Source organism: uncultured Zoogloea sp. (assembly GCF_937894855.1).
Lineage (GTDB): Bacteria > Pseudomonadota > Gammaproteobacteria > Burkholderiales > Rhodocyclaceae > Zoogloea > Zoogloea oryzae.
On record NZ_CALAYQ010000190.1, the window covers coordinates 1 to 25,156 of the forward strand.

Here is a 25,156-nt window from a genome sequence, read left to right on the forward strand (position 1 = left end):
TGGAGCAGCACGCAGTACGCCGGCTACGCCTCCAACGCCTGGCTTCAGAACTTCGGCAGTGGCGACCAGAGCGGCAGCGGCAAGGGCTACAAGGGCCGCGTCCGCGCCGTCCGCAGATTCCTGATCGATTGAGCCCTTTACCCCTTTAGCCGGGCGCAGCCCGGCTTCGCAAAATTTCGGAGATCCGCATGAACACCATTACCGCACACGTTGAGATTCACCCCGAGCAGCTGGCCGGCGCCCTGAGCCCGGCCACCCTTGCCAAGGCGCTTTTCGAGAAACTGACGGCGCCGGCCGAGGTCGGCACCGACACCCCCACCAAGGCCAGCATGCCCCCGGCCCTTGGCGCAATGTGGCCCGAGCAGGGTGGCATCTACGCCGGGATCATGCGTAGCGAGTGGGGCCACCACTATCACCTCATCATCTCCCCGATCGACACCGAAGGCAGCGACACCGAGTGGGGCGAAGACGACAAGATGATTTCGGGCGCCATCAACGACCGCGACGGCCTGAGCAACAGCCTCGCGATCCGCGACTACGCCAAGTCCACCCAGAAGCGCTTTCCGGCGGCATGCCTTTCACTCAGCCTCACCTGCAATGGCTTCAACGACTGGTATCTCCCCGCCCGCCATGAGCTGCGCCTCGCCTACCTGAACGCCTCGGAGGTCTTCAACCTTGACGGCTGGTACTGGACCAGCACGCAGTACGCCGGCTACGCCTCCGACGCCTGGAATCAGTACTTCGCCAATGGCAACCAGCTCAGCAACGACAAGGGCTACAAGGGCCGCGTCCGCGCCGTCCGCAGATTCATGATCGATTGACCCCTTCAACCCTTTAGCCGGGCGCAGCCCGGCTTTACGATTTTTTCGCCAGCATGGCCATCACCACTGCGCTACCCATCTACAAGACGACGTACGACCTGCTCACCGTCGTCACGCCGATGACCGCCAACATGCCGCGCGCCCACAAGGCAACGCTGGGCAAACGGCTGGCCGAGGAGAGCATGGATCTCGTCGTGCTCATCTATCGCGCCAACAGCGCCCGGGACAAGGCCCCGCACCTGCAGCAGCTCCTGGAGCGCATGCAGGTGGTGGAACTGCTCCTGCGCCTGTCGCGCGACCTGCGGCTCATCAGCACCGGCCAGTACGCCCGCGCGATCGAACTCACCGACGCGATCGGCAAGCAGGCCACCGGGTGGCGCAAGCACTCCGCACCGCCTGCTGCGTGATCGTCATGGCGACCACGCCCGTGCGGTTATTAAATCTGGTCGCGCCGCTGGCCATCCCGGCCACCGCCATGCACACCACGGATACCCCCGGCCCCGGCCGGCATCGGTCCGGTGCAGTTTCCCGTCCGAGCAATCGACCGGGCGACGTAGATCGCGCGACTCATCGGCGCAGTACGCCGGCAACGCCTCCAACGCCTGGAATCAGAACTTCGACAATGGCAACCAGAACAACAACGACAAGGGCTACAAGGGCCGCGTCCGCGCCGTCCGCAGATTTGACCCCCGGCCATGCTGGCCCCACTTTTTCCGATCTGGTGCAGGCCTACTTCGACTGCCGGCGCGCCAAGCGCAGCAGCGAGAGCGCCCTGCGCTTCGAGATCGACCTCGAACACAACCTGGCCACGCTGTACGACGATCTATGTGCAGACGTCTACACACCCGGCCGCTCGATCTGCTTTGTCGTCACCCACCCGCGCCCGCGTGAGGTGTGGGCGGCGGACTTCCGGGACCGGATCGTCCACCACCTGCTCTACAACCACATCGCCCCAGCCATTCACGCCCGCTTCATCGCCGACAGCTGCGCCTGCATTCCCGGCCGCGGCACGCTCTACGGCGCCCGCCGCCTCGAGGCGATGATCCGCAGCCAGACGCAGAACTGGAGCCGGCCCGGCTTCTATCTGAAATGCGACATCGCGAACTTCTTTGTCAGCATCAGCAAGCCGATCCTCTCCGAGCTGCTCGCCCACCACATCGCCGAACCGTGGTGGCTGGCGCTGGCCAGACAGATCCTCTTTCACGACCCCCGCGAGAACTTCGAGTACCGCGGCAATCCGGCGCTGCTGCAGCGCGTGCCGAAACACAAGCGGCTGGCCGAGCAGCCGGCACACCTCGGGCTGCCCATCGGCAACCTGAGCAGCCAGTTCTTTGCGAACGCGTATCTCGACGTGCTCGACCAGCATGCGAAGCACGTCCTGCGCGCCAGACACTACATCCGCTACGTGGATGACTTCATTTTCCTGCACGAGTCGCCGGCATGGCTGGCCCAGGCACTGGCCAACGTCCACGGCCTCCTGATCGGGCAGCTCGGCGTGCAGCTCAACCACCGAAAAACCATCCTGCAGCCCATCGAGCGCGGCGTGGATTTCGTCGGCCACGTCATCAAGCCGTGGCGCCGAACCACCCGGCGCCGAACGGTTGCCCACGCACTTCAACGCATCGAGCACACCCCCACTGGCCAGCTGCTGGAGGTTGGCAACAGCTATTTCGGGCTGCTCGGGCAGGCCTCCCACAGCCACACCGACCGCGCACGGCTTGCCAACGTCCTGCGGCGGCGCGGATACAGCATTCAATCCGACATCAAAAAGACATACCGGAGAGCAGCATGAAACTTCTCGACCGAATCAAGGGCAGCACACCCGCGACCCAGCCCGTAAAGCTCATCCCTGTCACCACTTGGTCAGAAGCTCGCCACGACCCGCCGAAGCCGATCTCCACCCTGCGCCGCTGGTGCCGGGACGGCCGTATCCCTGGCGCCCGCCGTGAAGGGCGAGAATGGCGCGTACCCTCTAACGCCGAGTATTCCGCCTCGGGCGCCAGCCCCAGCACCGGGGCTGGCGGCATTGATCTGGAGAAATTCTTGTATGGCCGCTAGACCTCGCATCCGGGCCCGGCGTGGCTGGCCTCGCGGCCTCCGCGAGCCGAGGCCGGGCTACTACACGTGGGAGCCGCCTGCAGACGCGCTGCCGCACCTCGAAACTGCGCCGCCGGCCGGCGGCGTCTTTACCCTCGGCCGAATCTCCCTGGACGATGCGATTGCCCAGGTAACAGAGGTAATGCTGCACGTCGCAGGAAAGCTCACCCAAAACCGACTGCTGCACACCGTACAAGGGAAGCCCGACACGCTTGCAGATTGGCTGGAAGCCTACAAAGCCATCGTGGCCAAGCGAGATATCGCCAACTCAACACGCGCGGTCATTCGTCAGCGCGTCGCAAAGATCAGCAAGGCCATGGGCGAGCACCGGATGGAGGCCATCACAACGCGGGTCATTGCCGAGCACCTCGCCACGCTGTCGGGCACACCACGCATGCAGCAAGCCACCCGCTCGCTGCTTCTGGATATTTTCCGCGAAGCGATCAGCGAGGGCTGGATCTCCAGCAACCCCGTGCAATCGACCCGATCCGAGAGGGTGACCACAAAACGCGGCCGGCTCTCCCTCGATGCTTTCAAAACGATCCACAAATGGGCGCAGGAAAACCAGCCGGCATGGGCCGTTCGGTCCTACGAGCTCGCGCTAGTCACCGCCCAGCGCCGCGAGGACATCGCCTCCATGCTGTTTTCCCAAGAACGGGACGGCCAGCTGTACGTGATCCCCAAGAAAGTCATCAAGCACGGAGTGAAGATTGCCATCCCCACCAGCCTACGCTTGAACGCCTTGGGCTGGACCGTAGCCGACGTGATCGGACGGTGCCGTGACAACATCCTGAGCCGGCACATGATCCACCACACCGCACACGCAGGGAAAGCCAAGCCCGGCGCGAAGGTGCGCGAACACACCATCTCACAGATGTTCGCCAAAGCCCGCGATGCGGTGCAGATCACCGTTCCAGGGAAGACCCCGCCCAGCTTCCACGAGATTCGCAGCCTGGCGCTGCGCCTCTATGCGGAACAGGGCATCAACGCCCAGGCACTGGCTGGCCACAAGAGCGCCGACATGACCGCGCTGTACCGAGACGTACGTGGCGACGAGTGGATTACTGTCGGTGAGTTACGAACAGATTCCGCACAAATTCCGAACACATCAAAATAAGTCATTGATTTTTATTGAAAAAAAATCAATGCACCGTGCACACCATGCAAGGATCGAAACTCCGCACCACGTGCTGCACCAGCAGCGGCTCGGCTTCCGGCAGGCCGACCAGGGCCTGCTCCAGGGCGCCGGGCGTGCCGGCGGCATCTCGGGGGGAGAAGTTCCAGGTGGTGGGCGCGATGATCTGGTAGCGCACGATGTGGCCGCCGCGCACGGTGAGCCAGTGCCCCAGCGCGCCCCGGGCGGCCTCCACCAGCCCACAGCCGCGGCCATCGGTGGGGAGCATCGTCTGCGCGCAGAACGGCCCGTCGTCGAGGGCCTTCAGCCACTGTTCCATCGCCGGCACCACCAGCGCCAACTCCAGCAGCCGGGCGATGACCCGGCTCGCCACGTTGCCGCCGTGCTCCATCACCAGCTCGCGGATCAGCGGGTGGCCGGCCACCACCTGGCGGGCCAGCGCGCCGCATTCGGCCACCTGACCCTGCCAGCGCGGCGCCTTGCACCAGGTGTAGGCGCCGTCCTTGTGCTCCACCGGCCGGGTGTCGCCCTCGGAGGGATGGCGCGGCACGTCGGCCTCCAGCCAGGCGTGAGAGACGTCCTCGACCACATCCGCCGGCTCGAAGGGCTGCAGGGCGCCGGCCGGCAGGTCGAGCACGCCGCGGGGGAAGAGCCAGCCGGCGTCCTTGGGATAGGCGCCGTGGCTGAGGAAGCGGTCCGTCGCACGGCCGATGCGGGCGAGCTGCAGGTCGTCGGCGATCGCCAGGAACAGCCGGAAGTCGCTGGCCGTGGCCGGCCGCGCGTCCATCCAGCGGCGCAGGGCCGCGACCGAGTCGATGCCGGCAATAGCCTCCAGGCGGTCGCCGAACAGCCGCCGCTCCAGCCACGCGCGGAACTCCCGCAGTGCCGCGAAGACCCGCAGCCGCTCGGCGGTCTGGGGCGCCCGGGCCACGCCGCCGGGCTGCAGCGTCATGCTGTGGGGCCACTTGCCGGCCAGGCTGCCCATGATCTGCAGGAAGGCCGCCCGGGCCGGCAGGGCATCGGCGGTGGCGCTGCCGGTGGTGGCCTTGAAGCGCGTCGCCGCGGCGTCGAACCACGGCCGGCCCCGGTAGGCGTCCCGGGCGAAGTCCGGCATGAAGAAGAGGTAGAAGTGGGTGAAGTGGTCGGCCAGGTTCTCGGCCGCCAGAATCAGGTTGCTCACCCGCTGGCCGTTGGGCGTGGGCCGCACGCCGGCCAGATCGGCCAGCGCCGCCGCCGCCGCCGCCGACTGGGATACCGAGCAGATGCCGCAGATGCGCGGCACGATGGCCAGCGCGTCCATCGGCTCGCGGCCGATCAGGATCTGCTCGAAGCCGCGGAAGAGCGGCGAATTGACGTAGGCCGCAGCCACCCGGCCACCCTCGAAATCGAGGCTCACCTCCAGGTCGCCCTCGACGCGGTTGAAGGGCCCCACCACCACACGATTCAATTCAGTACTCCCGTTGCCTGAGCGCCACCGGGGCCGGCCGCGCACGGCCGCCCCGAAGCGGCTGGCCCGCCCCCAAGTGGGGGGGTGAGGCAGGGAATTCATGGCGCACTGCGCCATGCCTGCCGAACGGCCCGGGCATCCAAAGCCGGGCCTCCGCACCCCAGGGGCGTCGGGGGGCGTCGTTCACTTCAGCCCCGTCTTGCGAATGGCCGGCGCGAGCACCGGCGTCTCGACCACGGCGTTCTGGCGCACCCGCGCCGGGGTGGCCGACTTGGACAGCGCCGCCAGCGCCACGAACCACGCCTTGGGCATGTCGGAAGGCAGCCCGATGGGGATCCCGGCCACCTTGGGCGTGCGGTCGAAGGCGTGGCCCGGCGATTCGAAGCCCGGCTCGGTGCAGCTGATGCACGGATAGCCGCCGTTGGTGCACGAGCCGGCGCCGTTCCACGGCCGGGTGTTGCAGTCGGCGTGGGCCTGGGTGCCCTTGCAGCCCAGGTGCTCCATCATGCAGCCCAGGTCGCCGGGCTTTTCGGCGCTGGCCTTGAACTCGTAGAACTCGTTGCGGTTGCAGCCGTGGTGCACCAGCTGGTCGGCGTAGAAGCGCGGCCGGCCGAGGGCGTCGAGATCGGCCTCGCCGAACTGCCCGAGGGCGAGGGCCAGCAGGGTGTCGGTGACCCAGTCCGGGTGGGTCGGGCAGCCGGCCACGTTGATCACCGGCAGGCCCGCGGCCGAGCGGTAGTCGGCGCCGAGCAGCCCGCCGTGGTGCTCGCCGTCGTACTGAAGGCCGATGGCGCCAGCCGGGTTGTTGCCCGCCGCGGTGATGCCGCCGTAGGCCGCGCAGGTGCCCACGCCCAGGGTGTAGCGGGCGCGGGCGGCGAGGCGCTTCACCCAGTCGATCATCGGCCGGCCGGTGCCCGCCAGCATGTGGAAGCGCCCGCTGCCGTTGGGGCCAGTAAGCAGCGAACCTTCGACGCACAGCAGATCCAGTGGCTTGGCGCCGGATTCGAAATCGGCCAGCAACGCTCGCACCTCGTCGCCCGAGGCTTCGGAGAGTGACGGATGCCAGGCGAGGTTGATGCCGGCCGACGACAGCAGCCCCAGCACGTCCCGCGCACCGGAGCACAGCAGCGACATGGTGCAGCCGCCGCAGCCGCCGGACTGGAGCCACAGGAGGTTCATTCGTCGTCGCCCCCCTTGCCGCCGTCGAGCCCGAAGCGGGCCAGCTTGGCGCGCAGGCCCACGCGGGACAGACCCAGCTCGTTGGCGGCGCGGGTCTTGTTCCAGCGCAGGCGGATCAAAGTCTCCTTGAGCACGCGGGCTTCCAGCGCATCGACGCGCTCCTGCAGGGTGCCGGAGAAGCCCACCGCGGCGAGCTCGTCCACAGGGCCATCGGGGCGGCCGTCGGCGCCGGCCTGGAGCACCCGCGGCGCCAGCAGGTGGACGCCCAGGCACGGCTCGGTGGCCAGCGCCAGCATGCGCAGGATGGCGTTCTGCAGCTCGCGTACGTTGCCCGGCCAGCGGTAGGCCGACAGGCAGGCCAGGGCTTCGGCGGTAAAGCCTTCGGTGTCCTTGCCCAGCGCGCGGCGGCTGGCCTCGAGCAGGCGCTCGGCGAGCAGCGGGATGTCCATCGGGCGCTCGCGCAGGGGCGGCACGTGGATGGGCACGATGGCGAGGCGGTAGTACAGATCCTCCCGGAAGCGGCCTTCGCGCACCTCGGTTTCCAGATCGCGGTTGGTGGCGGCGATGACGCGCACGTCCACCGTCATCGGGCGCGGGCTGCCCAGAGGGCGGAACTCGCCCTCCTGCAGCACGCGCAGCAGCTTGACCTGGAAGGCCGGCGAGGTTTCGCCGATCTCGTCGAGGAACAGCGTGCCACCGTCGGCCTGCTGGAACAGGCCGGTGCGGTCTTCATAGGCGCCGGTGAAGGCGCCGCGCTTGTAGCCGAACAGCTCGGCCTCCAGCAGCTCGTCGGGCAGCGCGCCACAGTTTTCCACCACGAAGGCCTTGTCGGCGCGGCGGCTGCGGTAGTGGATGGCGCGGGCGATCATCTCCTTGCCGGTGCCGGATTCGCCGGAGATGAGCACGGAGAGGTCAAACGGCGCGACCTGGGCGATGAGGTCGCACACCGGGTTAAGTGGGCTGTCGGGCGCGCGGGTGAGGCCGTCGAGACCGAACTCGCGCTTGACCCGCTCGTACTTCATCTCGACGCGCTTCTTGAGCACCGGGCCGGTGGTGCGCAGCTCCAGGCTCAGGCGCTGGTTCTCGGCCTGCAGGCGGTGCAGCTCGGCGGCGTTGCGCATGGCCATCAGCAGGTTGTCGGGCTGCCAGGGCTTGAGCAGGTACTGGTAGATGCCCGCGTCGTTGATGCCGGCGATGATGTCTTCCGAGTCGGTGTAGCCCGAGATGATGATGCGCACCACGTCGGGCCATTGCTCGCGCACCCGCTTGAGGAAGGACACGCCGGACTCGCCGGGCATGCGCTGGTCGCACAGCAGCACCTGCACCGTCTCGCGCTCGAGGATCTTCCAGGCATCTTCGGCGGAGGACGCGGTGAACACCTCGAACTCTTCGTCGAGGGTGCGGCGCAGGGCTTCCTGGGAGCGGACTTCGTCGTCCACCACCAGCACGGACGGCAATCGGGCGGCAGGTTTGATCGGGTTGTTCATCGCTTGGCTGGGCTGGCCCCGGCGCGGTCGCGGTGCCGGGCGAGGTGGCGCGGCGTCCAGGACTGGGGGCTCTTCATCACGAAATGGTAGCGCGCCCCGTGGTAGCTGGGGTCGAAGCCATAGAAGTTGCGGTGCATCCGGGCGAGCTCTTCATCCCGGTAGGCGGAGAGGGGTTTGACGGCTTCGTCAGCCGCGCGGCGGGCCTGCCTGGCGGCGAGCTGCGCGGGGTAGTCCGGCGCTTCGGCGAGCGCCCGGGCGCGGGCGAGCACCTCGGCCTCGAAGGCCGGGCGGTCGGCGCCGAAGGCGGCGTCGATCAGGCCCGTCCGGGCTGCTCGGGTGGCGCCCAGGGGCAGGCGTTCGGCCATGATCGCCCGGGCCGCGGCGTCGCCCACCCGGCCGGGCAGCAGGTAGGTCCAGTACTCCGATCCGTACAGGTTGCCCATGTTCTTGTAGTGGGGGTTGAGGATCACGCCCTCGCGCGCCCACACGTGGTCGGCCGCCAGCGCCAGAAAGCACCCGCCGGCGCCGGCGTTACCGCGCAGCGCAGCCACGGTGAGACGATCGCTAAGCTGCAGGATGGCGAGGCACACGTCGTCGATGGCGTTGATGTTGGCCCAGGATTCGTCCGCCGCCGAGCCGCCGGCCTCGATGCGGTTGAGGTGGATGCCGTTGGACCAGAAGTCCGCCCCGCCCTCCAGCACCAGCACGCGGGTGGGCCGGGTGCGGGCAAAGGCGATGGCGTCGATGAGGCGCCGGCACTGGTCGGTGGCCATCGCGCCGTTGTAGAAGTCGAAGGACAGCATGCCGACGGCGCCCTCCTCGCGGTAGCGCAGCTCGCCCCAGTCGGCGGCGTCGCGCATCAGCGGCGCCGGGCGGTCGGGCAGGCCGGCGGCCTCGGCGGCGAAGGCCACGCTGGCGGGCAGCTTGACGCCACCCGGCCGCTTCACGTGGCCGATCCACACCGCGCCGTCGCGGGTGGCGCGAAGCACGGCGCCGTCGCGGCGGGCGATGAGCTGGCCGGGCGTGGCACCGGGTTCAAACGCCGCCGGGTGGGCATCGAAGAGGTGGCAGGGCTGGCCGAACAGCGCGTCGGCGACGCCGGGAAAGCCGTCGGCGGCGCGGATGCGGGCGAGGATCGTCGCGGTGTCGTCGCCGGCCCAGTCGATGGCGCGATCCGCCTGGCGCATCAGCGGCTGGAGCGTGCCGCGCACGGCGGGGTCGTCGGGCTGTGGGCGTTGCGGCTGCCAGCGGCCGGCGCGCCACTCGTCGAATCGGGCGATGGCCTCGCGCACCGCGGCGAGGGCGGCGTCGGTCACCTCGTTGCGATAAAGGCTGGCCTTGGGCGCGGCGCGCATCGGGAAGACGCGGCTCGCCCACACCGGGCCGGCGTCCATTTCGGCTTCGGCCTGCAGCACGGTCGCGCCCCACTCGGCCTCGCCCCGCTGGATCGCCCAGTCGAGGGCCGACGGGCCACGGTCGCCGACGATGCCCGGATGCACGATCAGGCACGGCAGGCGCGACCACACGGATTCGGGGATCGCCCGCTTGAGGAAGGGCGCCAGCAGCAGATCCGGCTGGAACAGCGCGACGGCCTCTTCGGTGACCGAATCGGCGATATCGAACTCCACCGAGAGGTCGTGGCCGTCCGCCACCAGCGCGTCGAAGAGGCGCTGGGTGAGGCTGTTGAAGCTGTGGGTGAGGACGAGGATGCGCATCTGGCTCAGAGCACGGCTTCGAAGCCCTCGAACTGCGGTGGGCCGAGGTAGATGTCGCGGCTGCTGCCGGCGCCGGCGTGGGCCTTGCGGAAGGCCTCGGAGCGCGTCCAGGCCTCGAAGGCGGCGGCGGATTCCCACACCGAGTGGCTGGCGAACAGGGTGAATTCGTTCGTGGTCGGCCCCTGCAGCAGGTTGAAGGACTGGAAGCCAGGCACTTCGTCCAGGTGGGATTCGCGCTTTTTCCAGATCTCGATGAATTCGGCCTCGCGGCCGGGGGCGATGCGGAAGCGGTTCATGGCGATGAACATGGTCGGTTCTCCGGGAGGGTGGACGGCTCGCAGCCGGGTGGCGGCGCCACCCGAACTGTAGCTGACGGACTGGTCAGCAGATGCGCGGAAGCTGCTCGCCGGCGAGCCAATCCACCATGCGGCGGCCGCCGAAGGCGGTCTTCATCTGCACGAAGCGGTGGTCGTCGGTGATCACCTCGCCCACCCGGGCGGCGCGGGCGCCGAGGGGATGGGCGCGCAGCGCGGCGACCAGCGCGTCGGCTTCAGCGGCCGGGCACACGGCGATCAGCTTGCCCTCGTTGGCGATGTTGAGGGGGTCGAGGCCGAGGAACTCGCAGGCGGCGGCCACCTGCGGATCGACCGGAATCGCCGCCTCGTCGAGCACGATGCCGACGCCGGACTGCTGGGCGATCTCGTTGAGGGTTGCCGCCAGCCCGCCGCGGGTCGGGTCGCGCAGCAGGCGCAGACCCGGCGCAGCGGCCATCGCCACGGCGGCGAGGCCGTGCAGCGCGGCGGTGTCGGAGCGGATTTCGGAATCGAAGGCGAGGTTCTCACGCTGGGCCATGATGGCCATGCCGTGGTCGCCGAGGGTGCCGGAGACGATCACCGCATCGCCGGCCCGGGCGTTGGCGCCGGAGAGCTGGCGGCCAACCGGCAGCGCGCCGATGCCGGTGGTGGTGATGAACACCCCGTCGCCCTTGCCCTTCTCGACGACCTTGGTGTCGCCGGTGACCACCGGCACGCCGGCCTCGCGGGCTGCAGCGGCCATGCTGGCGACGATGCGGGCAAGATCGGCAAGGGGAAAGCCTTCTTCGAGGATGAAGCTGGCGGCGAGATACAGCGGCCGGGCGCCCATCACCGCCACATCATTGACGGTGCCGTGCACCGCCAGACAGCCGATGTCGCCGCCGGGAAAGAACAGCGGCGAAACCACGTGGGCATCGGTGGCGACCACCAGCCGCTCGCCGGGGCCGGGGGCCGGCAGCACGGCGCCGTCGTCGCCCTGGCGCAGCCATTCGTTGTCGAAGGCCTTGCCGAAGACGTCGGAGATGAGCTGGACCATCGCGCGGCCACCGCCGCCGTGGGAGAGATCGACGCTGCCGTGGCGCAGGTCGAGGGGTCGGACGTAGTTTTTTTTCATCGCCGGGCCGCCCCAAGATGAAAAAGCGCCCCCTCGGGGGGCAGCGATCCCGCGCAGCGGGTGAGAGTGGGGGTATTTTTCATCACGCGCGTGTCGGTTTCGGTCGGAGGCCCGGCCGGCCCGGCACGCGTGCACGCGCCGGAGCGGATCAGGCCTGGGACAGCTGGTTCTCGGTGAGGTGTTTGAGGGTGTCGGCCACCGTCCGGGTGTGGTCGGCGTTGCCGGCGGTCTGGCTGCTGATGGTCTCGATGTCGGTGAGGAGCGACGACAGGCGCGACACGTCGCCGGACTGGCGTTCGATCTCCTGGGCCACGCGGCCGATCTCGCTGGCCAGCGACGAGATGTCGGCGCCGATCTCGCCGGCGCTGGTGCGGGATTTCTCGGCGAGCTTGCGCACCTCGTCGGCCACCACCGCAAAGCCGCGTCCGGCCTCGCCGGCCCGGGCCGCCTCGATGGCGGCATTGAGGGCGAGCAGGTTGGTCTGGTCGGCGATCTGCTGGATCACCTCGACCACGCCCTGGATGCGACCGCTGGCCAGCGCGAGCTGGCGGGCGCTGTCGGCGGCACCGGCGGCCTGGTTGGTGAGGTGGGTGACCATCGTGCCGGCGTCGTGGACGACCCGTCCCTGCTCGTCGATGTGGCCACCCAGCTCGCCCACCGAGGCGTAGAGGTCGCCGGCGCAGGCTTCGAGCTGACGCGCGGTGTCGTTGCGCAGCGCCCACGACGACTGGAGTGTCTGGCCCAGGCTGTTGAGGCCGCGCACCACCTGGGTGATGCTGTCATCCAGGCCGGTGGGGTCGAACTGGCTGTCGAAGTGCTCCGACTGGTAATCGCAGATCTGGCGGACGATCACCCGCGACAGGCCGGCAAACTTGTTGCTCTGGCGGCGCAGGAAGAAGGCCTTGAACTCGCCGTAATGGGCGACGAAGTTATCCACGAACTCGTCGCGGAACGGCGTGCCCTCCGGCACCCGGAAGAAAAACACCGCGGTGAGGGTCTGGTTGAGGTTGAGGCCGAGGATCTCGCCAAAGGTGGAGAAACCGGCCATCTGGCCGCCGGGCAGCACGTCGCCGAGGCGGGCGAGCTCCTTGTCGTTGTTGAGCCGGCGCAGGATGCAGTCGTTGAGGATGCCGGCCACCGGCAGGCCCGGCTTGCCGCTCATGAAGTCCTTGAAATCCCGGTCGGTGGCCTGGGCGAGGCTGGTGCGGCGGACCAGCAGCAGGTCTTCACCCGGCGAGATGTCGCAGTAGAAATTGACCCGTCCGGCGTCGAGATTGACGTTCACCACCGATCGGACGAACAGCTCCTCCCCGACCTTGATCGCGAAGGAGTAGTCGGCCAGCTTGCTCTCGAGCGCCTGGGGCTGGCAGCGGAAGTGCCGGCACAGGGCGTCGATGAAGGACACGATGCTGCCGTCCTCGGCGATCACCTGGCTCACGTAGCGCTGCTCCAGCGACGCGCCGATCACCGGGAAGCGGGCGCCGTCGGGCTCGAAGTTGTGGCTCTTGAGCACGCCGAAGCGCGTGCCCTTCGCCACCTTGAGGAAGGCGATCAGGGCGTGGTTCTCGAGCTTGCGGGTGCCGTCGTGGATCCAGGTGTTCTTGAAATCGAACTTGCCGCCGGCCGAGCCGCCCACGAACAGGCACGGGAAACGCCCGGATTCGTCGAGCGCCTCCATGAAGAACGATTCGGACGCCGACAGGCCATCGAACAGGATGTGGGCGAAAGTGTCGCGGTGGTCGATGTCGATGTCCACCCGCACGTCGCGGATGCGCTTGGCGAGCGCGGCAACCCGGTCGCGCACCGGCATGTCGCGCTGGCCGCGGCGCAGGTCTTCGCTGCCCAGCGGCACGGCGACCACCTGGGCGCGGGCGATCAGCGACGCGTCGAAGCACTGGATGACTACCCGATCCCAGCTGTTGCCGGTGGCGCAGTAGAGGGTCTGATCCTGGCTGCACAGTTCGCCTGCGGTAGAGCACAGCATCACCGGCACGCCGGGAAAGCGCCCGGTCACGGCCCGGGCGACGGGCTCGATATCCACGTGGGGCGAGACGTAAGCGCTGATGAAGGTGGGCTGGATGGCGACCGTTGCAAGGGTCGATGCCACATCGGCGGCGCGGCACTGCAGGGTGCGCACGCCCGGCTGCGGCGCGGCGCGCAGCTTGCTGAACAGATTCACTTCAAGTCTCCTTGCCGGCCTCGATACGGGCCGTATCCGGCGTGTATCGGCAGGGTTTGAGCAAGGTTGAGCCCCGGGATGATGCCAGCGCGCCGCGCGGAGGCGACGTTCGTCATCTTCAGAGCCGAAGTGAATACAGGGATTCAAGGTCACGACGGGTCAGCCCGCCACCACCGGAATGTCGCGGAAGCGCCCGTAGGTGTAGTGGGCGGCGCAGGCACCTTCGGACGACACCATGCACGAGCCCATCGGCGTCTCGGGGGTGCACACCGTGCCGAAGAGCTTGCAGTCGAGGGGCGTCTTGACTCCGCGCAGGATCGCCCCGCATTCGCAGGATTTGTGATCCCGCACCGGCTGGTAGACGAGGCCGAAGCGGGCCTCGGCATCGAAGGCAGCGAAGCGCTCGCGGATGCGCAGGGCCGAGTACGGCACCATCCCCAGCCCGCGCCATTCGAAGGCCTGGCGCAGCTCGAAGACCTCCGACACCAGCGCCTGGGCCTTGAGATTGCCGTCCTCGGTGACGGCGCGGGTGAATTCGTTCTCCACCTCGGCGCGGCCTTCGTTCACCTGGCGCACCAGCATGCGGATGGCCTGCATCACGTCCAGCGGCTCGAAGCCGGCGATCACCACCGGCTTGCGGTATTCCTCGGCGAAGTGGGCGTAGGGCCGGCTGCCGATGATGGTGCTCACGTGGGCGGGGCCGATGAAGCCATCCAGCGGCACCGTGCCCAGCTCGCGCACCTCGGGGGATTCGAGGATGGCGGTGATCGCCGACGGGGTAAGCACGTGGCAGCTGAGCACCGAGAAGTTGGTGAGCCCGAGCTGGGCCGCCTGGCGGATCACCAGCGCGGTGGGCGGGGTGGTGGTCTCGAAGCCGATGGCGAAGAACACCACCTGGCGATTGGGCTCCTTTTGGGCCAGCGCCAGTGCGTCGGCGGCGGAGTAGATCATCCGGATGTCGGCGCCGCGGGCCCGGGCGCGGAGCATCGAGAGCCCTTCGGACGCCGGCACGCGCAGGGTGTCGCCGTAGGTGCACACGGTGACGCCTTCGGCGAGGGCCAGCTGGATCGCCTGATCGATGCGGCCGATGGGCAGCACGCACACCGGGCAGCCGGGGCCGTGGATCATGCGCACCTCAGGCGGCAGCAGGTCGGCCACGCCGTAGCGGGAGATGGCGTGGGTGTGGCCGCCGCAGAACTCCATGAAGGCGTAGCGCCGGCCGGGCTCGACCTCGCGGGCGATGGCGGCGGCGAGGCCGCGGGCCACGTCGCCGTCGCGGAACTCATCTACGTACTTCATGCGGCTTCGGCCCCCACGTCGATGCCGGCCTGGGCCATCAGCGCGAGGGTCTGCTCGGCTTCTTCCGGGTCGAGCCGGGTGAGCGCGTAGCCCACGTGGACGATCACGTAGTCGCCCACGACCACGCCGTCGACGAGCTCCAGCGAGATCGTCTTGCGCACGCCGCCGAGATCGACGACGGCCTGGCTGTCGGGAAGGAGTTCGACCACGCGGGTCGGGATGGCGAGGCACATGGTTTCAGTCCTCGGGTTTCAGTCGCCGCCGCCAAGGCGCGCCTTGCGCTCGGCGGTGTAGGCCCACCACGGCCGGGCCGGCTCACCGCCCATGAAACGGGTGGCGGCGATGAAGGTATCGAGCAGGCAGGGGTCGTTGCAGATGCCGCTGACGGCGTTGAATTCGGCGTAGAGCTCGAACGGGTCGCGCCCGGCGAGCTGGGCCGGGGCGTGGATGCCGATCCGGCCCAGAATGTCGGCGACGGCCTTGCCCACGTTGGGGACGTCCTCCAGCCGGCGCACGCTGGCCGGGGTGGCGCTCAGTTTGCTCACAGCAGCCCTCGGCGGAGTTCTTCCCGCGCCACCCAGGCCTGGCCGAGGGCGATGCCGCCGTCGCCCGGGGGCACGTGCTGGGCTTCGAAAACCGCAATGCCGCGGGTGGCGAGCTTGTGGCGCAGGCCGATGGCGAGCTCGCGGTTGAGCAGGCAGCCGCCGGAGAGGGCCACCCGGCGCAGGCCGGTGGCGTGGGCAGCATCGCCGATCCACTGGGCGACGGCGTCGATCAGGGTGGCGTGGAAGTGGCTTGCGCCGCGGGCGGCGTCGGTCTCGCCCACCAGATGATGGAGTAGCGGGTAGAGGTTGAGCACCGAGGGGCCATCGGGCCGGGTGTCGATGTGGTAGCCGCTCGCCAGCGGCAGGGTGTGGCCGCGGCGCCGGGCGAGGGTTTCAAGACGCATCGCAGCCTGCCCCTCGAAGCTGGTGGCGTCGCACAGCCCGAGCAGGCCGGCGGCGGCGTCGAACCAGCGCCCGAGGCTGGTAGTGGGCGGGCAGCGCACGCCGCGCTCGAGCATCGCCAGCACCTGTTCCACGGCCGGCTGATGGGCGAAGCGACGGGCGGCCTCATCGCGCTGGCCGAGGGCGTGGAGCACGGCGGTGGCGACGCGCCAGGGCTCGCGGGCGGCGCGGTCGCCGCCGGGCAGCGCCAGCGGGCTCAGGTGGCCCAGGCGACGGAACTCGGCGCCATCCACGTAGAGCAGCTCGCCGCCCCAGGGCAGGCCGTCAGTGCCGAGGCCCACGCCGTCGGCGGCAAAGCCGAGCACCGGGCCGTCGAGACGATGTTCGGCGCACACCGCGGCGATGTGGGCGTGGTGGTGCTGGACGGCGATGGACGGCACGTCCAGCGCATCGGCCAGGGCCAGCGCGGCCTGGGTGGAGTAGTAATCGGGATGGGCGTCGTGAGCGACGGCGGCCGGGCGCACCGACAGGATGGCCTGCAGGTGCTCGGCCGCTTCGTCGAGGGCGACGCAGGCGGCCGGGTTGTCGAGCCCGCCGATGTGCTGGGACAAGAACGCCTCGGCCCCGCGGGCAAGGCACAGGGTGGCCTTGTAGTGGGCGCCGAAGGCCAGCACCGCCGGGCCGCTGGCATCGAGCGGCATCGCCAGCGGGGTGAAGCCCCGGGCGCGGCGCAGGAACTGCACGCCGGCGCTCTTGCCGTCGCCCTCGCCCGGCGTGGCGGGCAAATCGGTGCGCAGGCGCAGCACCGAGTCGTCGCAGCGCACCACGATGTCCCGGTCGTGCATCAGCAGCACGTCGGCGATGTCGGCGAGGCGCTCGAAGGCTTCGTCGTTGCGCTGGACGAGGGGCTCGCCATGGGGGTTGGCGCTGGTCATCACCAGGGCCAGGGGCTGCGGCTGGTCAAGCCAGGCGGTGCCGGCGGGGCGGCCGGCGGCCTCGTGGAACAGCAGGTAATGGAGCGGCGTGCCGGGCAGCATCACGCCCAGCTCGTCGAGATCGGGGGCGATGCCGGGGAAGGCCTCGTCGCAGCCGGGTTGCTTGGCGAGCAGCACGATGGGCCGCTCGGGGCTTTCGAGCACCGCGGCCTCGGCGGCGCTGATGCGCACCCGGCCGGCCAGGCTGGCGAAGCTCGCGACCATCAGCGCGAGGGGCTGGTGGGGGCGCGCCTTGCGTTCGCGCAGGCGGGCGACGGCGTCGGCGTTGGACGCATCGCAGGCCAGGTGGAAGCCGCCCAGGCCCTTGATGGCGACGATCTCGCCCAGTTGCAGGCGGCGCACCGCCTCGGCCAGTGGGTCGCGGGCCAGCGCGGTGAGGCCGTGGGGCTCGTGCAGACTGAGGCGCGGGCCGCAGGTGGGGCAGGCGTTGGGCTCGGCGTGGAAGCGCCGGTCGCCGGGATGGCGGTATTCGGTGGCGCAGACTTCGCACAGTTCGAAGGCTGCCATGCTGGTGCGCGCCCGGTCGTAGGGCAGGCTGCGGGTGATGGTGTAGCGCGGGCCGCAGTGGGTGCAGTTGATGAAGGGGTAGCGCCAGCGCCGGTCGTCGGGGTTGAACAGCTCGCAGAGGCAGGCCCGGCAGACGCCCACGTCGGGACCGATGGCGGTGGCCACCTCGCCTTCGGCGCTGGGCAGAATCACGAAATCCTTGCGGGAATGATCGGGCGGGATCACCTCCGGCTCGATGGCGTCCACCCGCGCCAGGGGCGGCGCCTCGCTGGCAAGGCACTGGGTGAAGGCGTCGAGCACGGGCTCGCTGCCCTGGATCTCGATCTCCACCCCGCCGCCGTCGTTGCGCACCCAGCCGACGAGGCCGAGGGAGTTGGCGAAGCGGTACACGAAGGGCCGGAAGCCCACGCCCTGCACCACGCCACGCACGCGCAGGCGGCGAGCGACGCGGGTCGGGTCGACAACAATCAGCATGGACGGGTCAGCCTTTCGCCGCGAGCTGCGCTTCGAGCTGGGCGATGCGGGCACGCAGCTGGTCGACCGTTGCGACCCGGGCGGCCCGCGCCGCGGCGAGGCGCGCGTCGATCCAGCCCAGCCATTCGTCGAAGCCGGCGCCGGTGGTGGCGGAAACCTGGATCACCTGCAGCTGGGGATTGACCCGACGGGCGAAGTCGATGGCGCGGGCCACGTCGAATGTGAGGTAGGGCAATAGGTCAACCTTATTGACCAACATCAGACTGGCGGCGGCGAACATGTCCGGGTACTTGAGGGGCTTGTCCTCGCCCTCGGTAACGGAAAGCACCACCACCTTGGCGGCCTCGCCCAAGTCGAAGGCGGCCGGGCAGACGAGGTTGCCGACGTTCTCGATGAGCAGCACGCTGTCGTCGGGCGGGGCGAGTTTTTCGAGGGCGTGGCCGACCATCAGCGCATCGAGATGGCAGCCCTTGCCAGTGTTGATCTGCAGCGCCGGGGCGCCGGTGGCGCGGATGCGCTCGGCGTCGAAGCTGGTCTGCTGGTCGCCCTCCACCACCGCCACCGGCGCCGCGCCAGGACGGGCCTTGAGGGCGTCGATGGTGCGCACCAGCAGGGTCGTCTTGCCGGAGCCGGGGCTCGACACCAGGTTGAGCGCCAGGATGCCCCGATCGGCCAGCCAGCCGCGGTTGCGCTCAGCGTAGCCGTCGTTCTTGGCGAGGATGTTCTGCTCGATCTTCACCATCTGGGCCTGGCTCATGCCCGGGGCGTGGGCGCCGGCCGGGCCGTGGCCGTAGTGCAGGCTGCCGTCGCCGGCATCCGTGTGGGGATGGGCGTGGTCGGCGGTGTGCACGTGATCGTGGGAGTGCCAGGTGCCGTCGGCGTGCTGGTGCCGGTGGCCGTGGGCGCCGGCGGGCACCCATTGGTGGCTGTGGGCGTGCTCGCCCTCGTGGCCATGGGCGTGACGATGGACGGTGCCATCGGCGTGGACGTGCTCGTGCTCGTGGCCGTCCCGGTCCAGCGCTTCGCCTTCGATGCGGGCTTCTCCGGCCCCGCAGCCGCACACATTGCACATGTCAGTTTGCTTTCATTCGATTTCGAGTTCCTTCACCCGCATCTCGGTGCCGCCGGTGGCCTGCACCTGGTAGCTGCCGCAATGGGGGCAAGGATCATACAGGGCACTTATCGGCACGCTCACGGCGCACTGCATGCACCAACCCTGGCCGGGCACGGGGTCGATCTGGAGGGCGGCGCCGTCGGCGATGCTGTCCTTCATCACCACGTCGAAGCAGAAGGCGAGCGCCTCGGGTTCGACCGACGAGAGCTGTCCGATTTCCAGCACCACCGTCTTCACCTTGCGAAAACCCTGGGCACGCCCGGCGTCCTCGACGATCTGGCGGATGCCTTCCGCCAGCGACATTTCATGCATCCACGATCTCCACGGTGTAGGGCACGCAGGGGTCGAGCTGCAGCACGGCCGTCTCCACTGCGCGGCGAGCGGCCGCCAGGGAAGGCAGGCGGGCCGGCAGGCGCTCCACGATACCCTTTTCGTCGGCGAAATTGCGATCCGTCGGCGCGTCGATCCGCCACGCGACAACCCGGCCGTCTTCCACGCACAGCGCGTGACGCAGGCGGCCACGGGCGGTGTGCACCCACGCTTCGCCCACGCCGGCCCCCGGATTGCCGGCGTTGCCCCACGGATAGGGGCGATCCTCCTCCAGCGCCCGGGCGGCGGCGGCGAAGGCGGCGAGCTGATCGGCGGCCTCGGCGATGGCCGGCAGTTCGGCGGCGACCTGCCGGGTGGCGTCGATGACGGCGGCCTGCCCCAGGCCCCGGGCGGCACGCCAGGCGGCGAAGGCCGGGGCGCGGGGCGCCTCGCCCGCCAGCCGCGGCCAGTCGAGGAGCAGCCGCCACAGGTGTTCGTGCAGGCATTCGGCCCACAGCTGCCACGACGGCACCGGCGCGTCGGCCACGCAGCCGGCGGCGGCCAGGGCCAGCCGGCCGGCTTCGCGCTGGGCCTTCGCGCACAGGGAAAAATACAGCGGGACGCGAGCCAGTGCGTCGGCCGGGGCGAGGCCGACCAAAGCGCGGGCCACCGGCGGGCGGACGAGCTGCACGTTCCAGCCGGTCAACGCACCGGCGTCCCAGCGCGCGGCAACCCGCAGGCTGCCGGCAAGCACCGACTGGGTCACAGGGGGCGCCTCGCCACGGACAGCCGGACGGCGATGCTCATGCCGCGTGGCGCCCGAAGAGCCAGCGGCGGCGGCCGGAGACTTCGGCGTCCGGCCGGGCCTCGACGGGTTCGACCGGCGCCTGCAGCAGCGCGATGAGCGCCGCCGAGGCGGTGTCGCAGGCGGTTTCCATCGCGTCGAACTCCAGCGCCGGCGAAAACAGCGAGCACACCTGATAGGGCCCGAAGCCCACGTCGGCGCCGTAGACGAAGTCGTAGTCGCCGCTGGGAAAACGCCAGCGGGTCTTGGCGAGGGATTCGGCCGCCTGCCAGGGCGCGCTGCCGGGCAGGATCAGCAGGTTGATCGCCCAGGGCATCACCAGCGCAGCCACGCGCACGCCGTCCCATTCCACCAGCTGTGCGACGCGCACCGACAGGCGCGGGTTGCACAGGGGCACGTCGGCCATCGGGCCGGCGGCCACCGCACGGTAATGGGCTTCGATGCGGGCCGCGAGCTGGGCGGACGTGGGCAGGGCGGGCACGGATCAGTCCTTCAGCACCATGAACTTGTGGCGCGGGGCGTCGCAGTTGGGGCAGCGCCAGTGCTCGGGCAGCTGCGAAAACGGCGTGCCAGCGGGGATGCCCCAGTGGGCGTCGCCCGCGGCGGGGTCGTACACCTGCCAGCAGATGCCGCATTCGAGCCGGTCGTCGTCGGCGAGTTTTTCGCCATCGCCCAGGAAGGAACCTTCGAACATCGTCAGCTTTCCCGCAGCATGGCGATGTATTCGCCGAGGCGCTCGATGGTGTCGGTGTAGTCCTCGTCGGCGGCGAGGACGACCTCGGGCATGTCCACCACCTCGATGGTGTTGAGGATCAGCGTGTCCATGCTGTTGAAGTATTGCACCCACCACACGTTGGCGAGCCGGGTGCTGGTGACGCGGCAGTTGCCGTAGCCGCGGGAGAGCATCGACACGTCCCGGTGGCCGAGGGCGCCGTAGAGGTAGTCCAGGTCGGCCTCGCTGACCGGCAGCAGGGTGAGGTTGATGACGTGGGCGGCCTGGCCGGCCACATGGCGGGCGGACTGCTGCTGGACTTCGGCGAGGAGCGCCTCGCCGTTCATCATCCCGGCGGTGAGCGGCGGCGGCGCGAGGGCCGGCAGGGTGGTGGCGCGCATCGCGGCGTAGAGCTCGGCCGGCACCGGGCTGGCTTCGAGGCGGTCGGCGACGATGCGCCCGTCGGCGCCCTCCTCCAGCACCCGCCACAGGGCGGCGAAGGCGGTTTCCTGGGCGCGGATGCGGGTGGGCGCCAGGGTGAAGGCGGAGACTTCGCCGAAGCCGAGGGATTCGGTGAGCAGATCGCGCACGCCACGGGGCTCGCCGGCCAGATCGACTGACGCCGGCTGGGCAGCGCCCAGGGGCCGGGCGCGCATGTCGGCGAGCAGGTGATCGAGGATGTCGGCGGCGCGGGCGAGATCCTCGTCGCTCATCGTCTCGGGCAGGCGCGGGGCGCGGAAGGTGTTCATCCCGCTGGGCATGGCCAAGTATTCGGGGGATTCGTCGGTCTGGGAGCCGGGGCCGACGGGCACCACGGGGATCGGGAAGGGTTTCATGCGCAGCTCCGGGTAGCCTGGGTGGCGATGGAAATGGGCGGGCGGCTGGGCGCCAGGGCGCTGATCCGCGCGAGCTCGGTAACAAAGGGGCTCCAGTCGAGAATGCCGGAGATCACGCCCAGATAGGCGCCGCCCCGCAGCACGACCACCGCCGGGTAGCGATTGACGCCGAAACGGCGGGCCAGCGCGGGGCTCAGATCGGCTCCGGCAGCGAGGCCGCTGGCCGTCACGCCGAGGGCGCGCAGGGCTTCCGGCAGCACCACCACCACGTCGAGGGATTCGGGGCTGCGCTGGGGGTCGTCGGTGAGGAGCAGCACGGCGAGGCCGTCGGCGTCGAGGGCCGCATCCAGCGCGGCTTCGTCGGCGAGGCGCACAAAGCCGTTGCGCTCGGCGAGGCGCTTGAGGGCGGCGTCGAGCTTGTCGAGGGACGACTGGGGCGGGGCAAACTGGGCGCTCATTGGGGCTCCGTGAGGTGGGCGGGAAGGGTTGGCGTGCGCTCGACCAGATCGGCGAACAGGGCGTCGATGCCGGCCTGGTCGCCACGCATGGCGGCGCCGAGGGCGGCCAGCGCGTTGTTGATGGCGTGGGCGCGCTCTGCGTCGATGACTTCGCGGGCGGCGCCGAGAAAGGTGAGGAGCCAGGTGCCGGCGGGCTGCTCGCCGACCAGCGCCAGGTCGATCGTCTGCTCTCCGTCCGGCCCCTGGCAGCGGGCCGTCCAGCCGGACGCTTCGATGACCTGCACGGGAATGCCGAGGCACATGGCTCAGTCCTCCCGGATGAAGCGGGCGTCGCCGAGGCGCCAGGCGTCGCGCTCGCTGGGCCGGCCGGCTTCGTAGGCGTCCATGGTCAGGCTGTCGGCGTTGAGGCGCGGGCCGGCATCCGTGCGCGGCACCGGCGCGGCGCCCCAGCGGGTGAGCCATTCGCAGGCCACGTCGAGGGCCGGGCCGATCTGGGCCTTCACCGCGTCGCGCAGGCTGCCGCCAAAGTCTTCCAGCTCGACCGGCTGGCAGCCGATCAGCACCAGCTCGTCGGGCAGGCGGCCGAGCAGCTCGGCCGAGGCCAGCACTTCCTGAAAGCCGGTCTGGTGCAGGCTCATCTTCTTGGCGCCCATGAAGCGCGGCACCTCGTCGCCCACCACGATGCGCAGGGTGCCTGGCGCATCGCCGTAATCCACCGCATCGAACACCAGCAGGCGGCGCGCCTCCTCCACGTAAGGCAGCAGGTAGAGGCCCTGGGTGCCACCGTCCATCACGGTGACCTGCGGCGGCAGCGCGAAGCGCTCGGCGAGGGCTTCGGCGCAGCGCACACCAAAGCCTTCGTCGGCCCACAGGAGGTTGCCGATACCCAGAACGAGAATGGAAGGATGGCCGGTCATGGCGTTTCCGAAAACAGGAAGGTGGTCACTTCAATCAAGTTCCGTGCCGGACAGCCCCGCGGCGCCCTAAAAGGCGAAGCGGCTTACGGGACAAGGCCTTAGCGCACACAGGCATACCGGCGAGCAGCCAAAAAGAAAAGCAGGTTTCCAGCGCCATCAGCAAGCGGAAGAATCGTTTCCACTCCAGATGCAATCAGCCGCCCACGCCATTGCCATTTATGCGACATTTGCCCCGCCACCCATCGTCTGCGATCACGACTTGTGATCCGGATCTGGATTTTCTGCAGGGGCGCGATAAATATGACTTTTGTCGCATCGCCGCATCGGTTCACAATCCGCTTTCGCTTGCGCTGATTTATCGTCCCTCCCCATGAAAAACCTTCTTCCGGCCATCGCGGCCCTCGCCCTGCTCGCCTCGCCGCTTCCGGCCGTGTCCGTCTCGGTGGGCGAACCCATTCCTCCCAAGGCAGAGGCGGCGCCCTCCATCCCGCTGGCCACCACCGCACCGGCGAGCGGCACGAGCCTGCCGGCGCCACCGAAGGTGACCCGCTGGGAAGACACCGGCATGAAGCCGGTCGAGGCACGGGAGTGGCAGAACTACGGCTTCAACCCCCAGGAAGGCATGAACTGGCACTCCGCCGGCTTCGAGCCGGTCGTCGCCCGCACCTGGTCGGACAAGGGCTTCGACGCCGATGAAGCCCGCCAGTGGCGCGATTCGGCCCGCCAGAGCCGCTCGATGATGTCGGAGATGGACCACTCCGATCCGGCCGCCTGGAAGCGCGAGGGCTTCTCGCCGGCCGACCGGCTGGCCTGGTGGGAGGCCGGCTTCGTCTTTGACGACGCGGTGCTGCTGGCCCGCGCCGGCATGAGCCCCGTCCAGGCCGCCTGGCATGGTCACGAGAAGCTGAAGGAGATTCGCAGCGGCGCGGCCGGGCAATCCCCCTCGGGCAGCGCCGCCATGACCGCCCCCGTCGGCGCAGCGCCCGGTGCGGCCCCGGGCACCGCACCTGCCGCGCCCCAGCCCCTCGACCCCGCCGCCATCTGGCACGTCGTCGGCCCCTTCCTGAAGGTGGGCCTGGTGGGGCTGGTGGCCTTCATCTCGGGCGGCTTCGCGTTCTTCCTGTATCGCCGCGCCCAGGCCAACAGCAAGCTCGCCACGATCAAGTCCGACGCGCCGGACAGCGAGATGCCACCCGAATCCCTGCCGCCCGCCAAGCTGGGCAAGAAGGTGCTCGAGAAGCGCAAGCCGGCCCGGGCGGTCAAGCTGTTCAAGTCGGCGGCACCCCACTGCATCCACTGCAAGAGCACCAACGTGCGCCGCTCCAAGATGCATCCGCACAAATTTGCCGGCATCAACTTCACCGAGTACTTCCGCTGCAAGAACTGCGGCCGGCACTTCGCGATCGTCAGCTACACCTCGATCCTCGCCACCGGCGGCGCCATCGTCGCAGCGCTGATCCTGGTCACCGCGTCCTTCATCTACGTGTTCTCGATCGCCTGACGCGGCGCAGTCGTTCAATAAAAATGGCCCGGTCGAAACCGGGCCATTTTTGTTTGCAGCACCTGCAGGCGGCTGGATCAGTCCTTGAACATCCGCCAGCCAGAGATCATCGTGGAGATGAGACTCTGGCGGCTCATGATGTCTTCACGGATCGCCGCATACACGTGGACCAGCGCAAAGCTCATCATGATCCACATGCCGAGCCGGTGCAGGCTGTGGGTCTGCATCGAGCCACCCAGCAGCGGCAGCACCCAGCCGAACAGGCGATCGGCCCACGAGCCCAGCCCAAGGCCTTCGCTGTACAGCGCGAAGCCGGTGAAGAGCATCCCGAAGGCCAGCACGGTGAAGAAGAAGAACATCATCAGCTGGGCCATCGGGTTGTGGCCGACGTATTTCTTCGGATGCTTCTCGAGGAAGAGATACCAGCGCAGCTCGAAGAACACCTCGCTCCACCACTGCCCGTTGGTGATCGGCAGCTTGAAGATCTGCCGGGCGTGGTGGTTGCCGACGAAGGCCCAATACACCCGCCCCACCAGCCCCACCGCGAAGATGTAAGCCGCGGCGAAGTGGGCAAAGCGGATGTAGCCCATCAGGAAGTTGTCCGACGCCTCACCGGTCATCGTCGGCAGCGGCTTGCCGATGAAGTAGCCGCTCACCGCAAGCACGACGATCGCCAGGGCGTTGATCCAGTGCCACAGGCGCACCGGCGCCTCGTACACATAGATCGAACGTACCTGCCGGCCGTGCCGTTCGGCCTCCAGCATGTCTTGTTGTGAAAGCATGATCAAGCCTCC

General features: G+C 69.3%; 27 protein-coding genes. 6 read left to right on the plus strand and 21 right to left on the minus strand.

The window, feature by feature from the left end; all coding sequences use genetic code 11:
• The first annotated feature begins 188 nt into the window (after nucleotides 1-188).
• The 5 genes from Q0672_RS20505 (at nucleotide 189) to Q0672_RS20525 (ending at nucleotide 4,035) form a co-directional block, all read left to right on the plus strand.
• Nucleotides 189-821, plus strand: coding sequence for a DUF1566 domain-containing protein (locus Q0672_RS20505; RefSeq protein ID WP_298625270.1), 633 nt, complete (start codon nucleotides 189-191; stop codon nucleotides 819-821).
• A gap of 53 nt (nucleotides 822-874) precedes the next feature.
• Nucleotides 875-1,228 (plus strand): four helix bundle protein, encoded by a 354-nt coding sequence (locus tag Q0672_RS20510; protein WP_298625272.1) that lies wholly within the window; start codon nucleotides 875-877, stop codon nucleotides 1,226-1,228.
• Nucleotides 1,229-1,503: 275 nt separating this feature from the next.
• Nucleotides 1,504-2,613: an RNA-directed DNA polymerase gene (locus Q0672_RS20515; protein ID WP_298625274.1), complete on the plus strand. Its 1,110-nt coding sequence runs from the start codon at nucleotides 1,504-1,506 to the stop codon at nucleotides 2,611-2,613.
• On the plus strand, nucleotides 2,610-2,879 hold the full coding sequence (locus Q0672_RS20520; RefSeq protein WP_298625276.1) for an excisionase: 270 nt from the start codon (nucleotides 2,610-2,612) through the stop codon (nucleotides 2,877-2,879). Before Q0672_RS20515 ends, Q0672_RS20520 begins: the two co-directional genes overlap by 4 nt.
• 181 nt (nucleotides 2,880-3,060) lie before the next feature.
• Nucleotides 3,061-4,035, plus strand: a complete 975-nt coding sequence (locus Q0672_RS20525; RefSeq protein ID WP_298625278.1) for a tyrosine-type recombinase/integrase — start codon at nucleotides 3,061-3,063, stop codon at nucleotides 4,033-4,035.
• A 25-nt stretch (nucleotides 4,036-4,060) separates the two neighbouring features.
• On the opposite strand, the gene Q0672_RS20530 is transcribed toward Q0672_RS20525, so the two are convergent.
• The 20 genes from Q0672_RS20530 to Q0672_RS20625 form a co-directional block, all read right to left on the minus strand.
• On the minus strand, nucleotides 4,061-5,491 hold the full coding sequence (locus Q0672_RS20530; RefSeq protein WP_298625365.1) for a nickel-dependent hydrogenase large subunit: 1,431 nt from the start codon (nucleotides 5,489-5,491) through the stop codon (nucleotides 4,061-4,063).
• A gap of 192 nt (nucleotides 5,492-5,683) precedes the next feature.
• Entirely contained in the window at nucleotides 5,684-6,679 is a 996-nt protein-coding gene (locus Q0672_RS20535) for a HupU protein (protein ID WP_298625280.1), read from the minus strand.
• Entirely contained in the window at nucleotides 6,676-8,166 is a 1,491-nt protein-coding gene (locus tag Q0672_RS20540) for a sigma-54 dependent transcriptional regulator (RefSeq protein ID WP_298625282.1), read from the minus strand. Before Q0672_RS20540 ends, Q0672_RS20535 begins: the two co-directional genes overlap by 4 nt.
• Entirely contained in the window at nucleotides 8,163-9,881 is a 1,719-nt protein-coding gene (locus Q0672_RS20545) for a hydrogenase maturation protein (protein WP_298625284.1), read from the minus strand. Before Q0672_RS20545 ends, Q0672_RS20540 begins: the two co-directional genes overlap by 4 nt.
• A 5-nt stretch (nucleotides 9,882-9,886) precedes the next feature.
• A complete protein-coding gene (locus Q0672_RS20550) occupies nucleotides 9,887-10,189 on the minus strand; it encodes an antibiotic biosynthesis monooxygenase (RefSeq protein WP_298625287.1) in 303 nt (100 codons plus the stop codon).
• 73 nt (nucleotides 10,190-10,262) lie between these two features.
• Complete coding sequence (hypE, locus tag Q0672_RS20555) at nucleotides 10,263-11,309, minus strand: hydrogenase expression/formation protein HypE (RefSeq protein WP_298625289.1); 1,047 nt, start codon at nucleotides 11,307-11,309, stop codon at nucleotides 10,263-10,265.
• 148 nt (nucleotides 11,310-11,457) lie between these two features.
• Nucleotides 11,458-13,488 carry a methyl-accepting chemotaxis protein gene (locus Q0672_RS20560; protein ID WP_298625292.1) on the minus strand — a complete coding sequence of 677 codons (2,031 nt, stop codon included), beginning with the start codon at nucleotides 13,486-13,488 and terminating at the stop codon, nucleotides 11,458-11,460.
• A 159-nt stretch (nucleotides 13,489-13,647) separates the two neighbouring features.
• Entirely contained in the window at nucleotides 13,648-14,787 is a 1,140-nt protein-coding gene (gene hypD, locus Q0672_RS20565; RefSeq protein ID WP_298625294.1) for a hydrogenase formation protein HypD, read from the minus strand.
• A complete protein-coding gene (locus Q0672_RS20570; protein WP_153162135.1) occupies nucleotides 14,784-15,020 on the minus strand; it encodes a HypC/HybG/HupF family hydrogenase formation chaperone in 237 nt (78 codons plus the stop codon). Before Q0672_RS20570 ends, hypD begins: the two co-directional genes overlap by 4 nt.
• A gap of 18 nt (nucleotides 15,021-15,038) precedes the next feature.
• Nucleotides 15,039-15,332: a helix-hairpin-helix domain-containing protein gene (locus Q0672_RS20575; protein WP_298625298.1), complete on the minus strand. Its 294-nt coding sequence runs from the start codon at nucleotides 15,330-15,332 to the stop codon at nucleotides 15,039-15,041.
• Entirely contained in the window at nucleotides 15,329-17,710 is a 2,382-nt protein-coding gene (gene hypF, locus Q0672_RS20580; protein WP_298625301.1) for a carbamoyltransferase HypF, read from the minus strand. Before hypF ends, Q0672_RS20575 begins: the two co-directional genes overlap by 4 nt.
• Nucleotides 17,711-17,717: 7 nt before the next feature.
• On the minus strand, nucleotides 17,718-18,782 hold the full coding sequence (hypB, locus tag Q0672_RS20585; protein ID WP_298625304.1) for a hydrogenase nickel incorporation protein HypB: 1,065 nt from the start codon (nucleotides 18,780-18,782) through the stop codon (nucleotides 17,718-17,720).
• A 12-nt stretch (nucleotides 18,783-18,794) separates the two neighbouring features.
• Complete coding sequence (hypA, locus tag Q0672_RS20590) at nucleotides 18,795-19,136, minus strand: hydrogenase maturation nickel metallochaperone HypA (protein ID WP_298625307.1); 342 nt, start codon at nucleotides 19,134-19,136, stop codon at nucleotides 18,795-18,797.
• Nucleotides 19,129-19,899: a hypothetical protein gene (locus Q0672_RS20595; RefSeq protein ID WP_298625310.1), complete on the minus strand. Its 771-nt coding sequence runs from the start codon at nucleotides 19,897-19,899 to the stop codon at nucleotides 19,129-19,131. The genes hypA and Q0672_RS20595 overlap by 8 nt, the downstream gene beginning before the upstream one ends.
• 37 nt (nucleotides 19,900-19,936) lie before the next feature.
• Nucleotides 19,937-20,419, minus strand: coding sequence for a [NiFe]-hydrogenase assembly chaperone HybE (hybE, locus tag Q0672_RS20600; RefSeq protein ID WP_298625312.1), 483 nt, complete (start codon nucleotides 20,417-20,419; stop codon nucleotides 19,937-19,939).
• 3 nt (nucleotides 20,420-20,422) lie between these two features.
• A complete protein-coding gene (locus Q0672_RS20605; protein ID WP_153162128.1) occupies nucleotides 20,423-20,632 on the minus strand; it encodes a rubredoxin in 210 nt (69 codons plus the stop codon).
• A 2-nt stretch (nucleotides 20,633-20,634) separates the two neighbouring features.
• Nucleotides 20,635-21,486, minus strand: coding sequence for a hydrogenase expression/formation protein (locus tag Q0672_RS20610; RefSeq protein WP_298625316.1), 852 nt, complete (start codon nucleotides 21,484-21,486; stop codon nucleotides 20,635-20,637).
• Nucleotides 21,483-21,944, minus strand: a complete 462-nt coding sequence (locus Q0672_RS20615) for a hypothetical protein (protein ID WP_298625319.1) — start codon at nucleotides 21,942-21,944, stop codon at nucleotides 21,483-21,485. The genes Q0672_RS20610 and Q0672_RS20615 overlap by 4 nt, the downstream gene beginning before the upstream one ends.
• Nucleotides 21,941-22,246 carry a HypC/HybG/HupF family hydrogenase formation chaperone gene (locus tag Q0672_RS20620; protein ID WP_298625322.1) on the minus strand — a complete coding sequence of 102 codons (306 nt, stop codon included), beginning with the start codon at nucleotides 22,244-22,246 and terminating at the stop codon, nucleotides 21,941-21,943. The genes Q0672_RS20615 and Q0672_RS20620 overlap by 4 nt, the downstream gene beginning before the upstream one ends.
• Nucleotides 22,247-22,249: 3 nt before the next feature.
• Nucleotides 22,250-22,861 (minus strand): HyaD/HybD family hydrogenase maturation endopeptidase, encoded by a 612-nt coding sequence (locus Q0672_RS20625; protein ID WP_298625325.1) that lies wholly within the window; start codon nucleotides 22,859-22,861, stop codon nucleotides 22,250-22,252.
• A 370-nt stretch (nucleotides 22,862-23,231) separates the two neighbouring features.
• On the opposite strand from Q0672_RS20625, the gene Q0672_RS20630 reads away from it, so the two are divergent.
• The gene (locus Q0672_RS20630) at nucleotides 23,232-24,362 is read left to right on the plus strand and encodes a hypothetical protein (protein ID WP_298625328.1); all 1,131 of its coding nucleotides are present in this window, start codon (nucleotides 23,232-23,234) and stop codon (nucleotides 24,360-24,362) included.
• 77 nt (nucleotides 24,363-24,439) lie between these two features.
• On the opposite strand, the gene cybH is transcribed toward Q0672_RS20630, so the two are convergent.
• Nucleotides 24,440-25,144 carry a Ni/Fe-hydrogenase, b-type cytochrome subunit gene (gene cybH, locus Q0672_RS20635; RefSeq protein WP_298625331.1) on the minus strand — a complete coding sequence of 235 codons (705 nt, stop codon included), beginning with the start codon at nucleotides 25,142-25,144 and terminating at the stop codon, nucleotides 24,440-24,442.
• Nucleotides 25,145-25,156 lie beyond the last annotated feature (12 nt).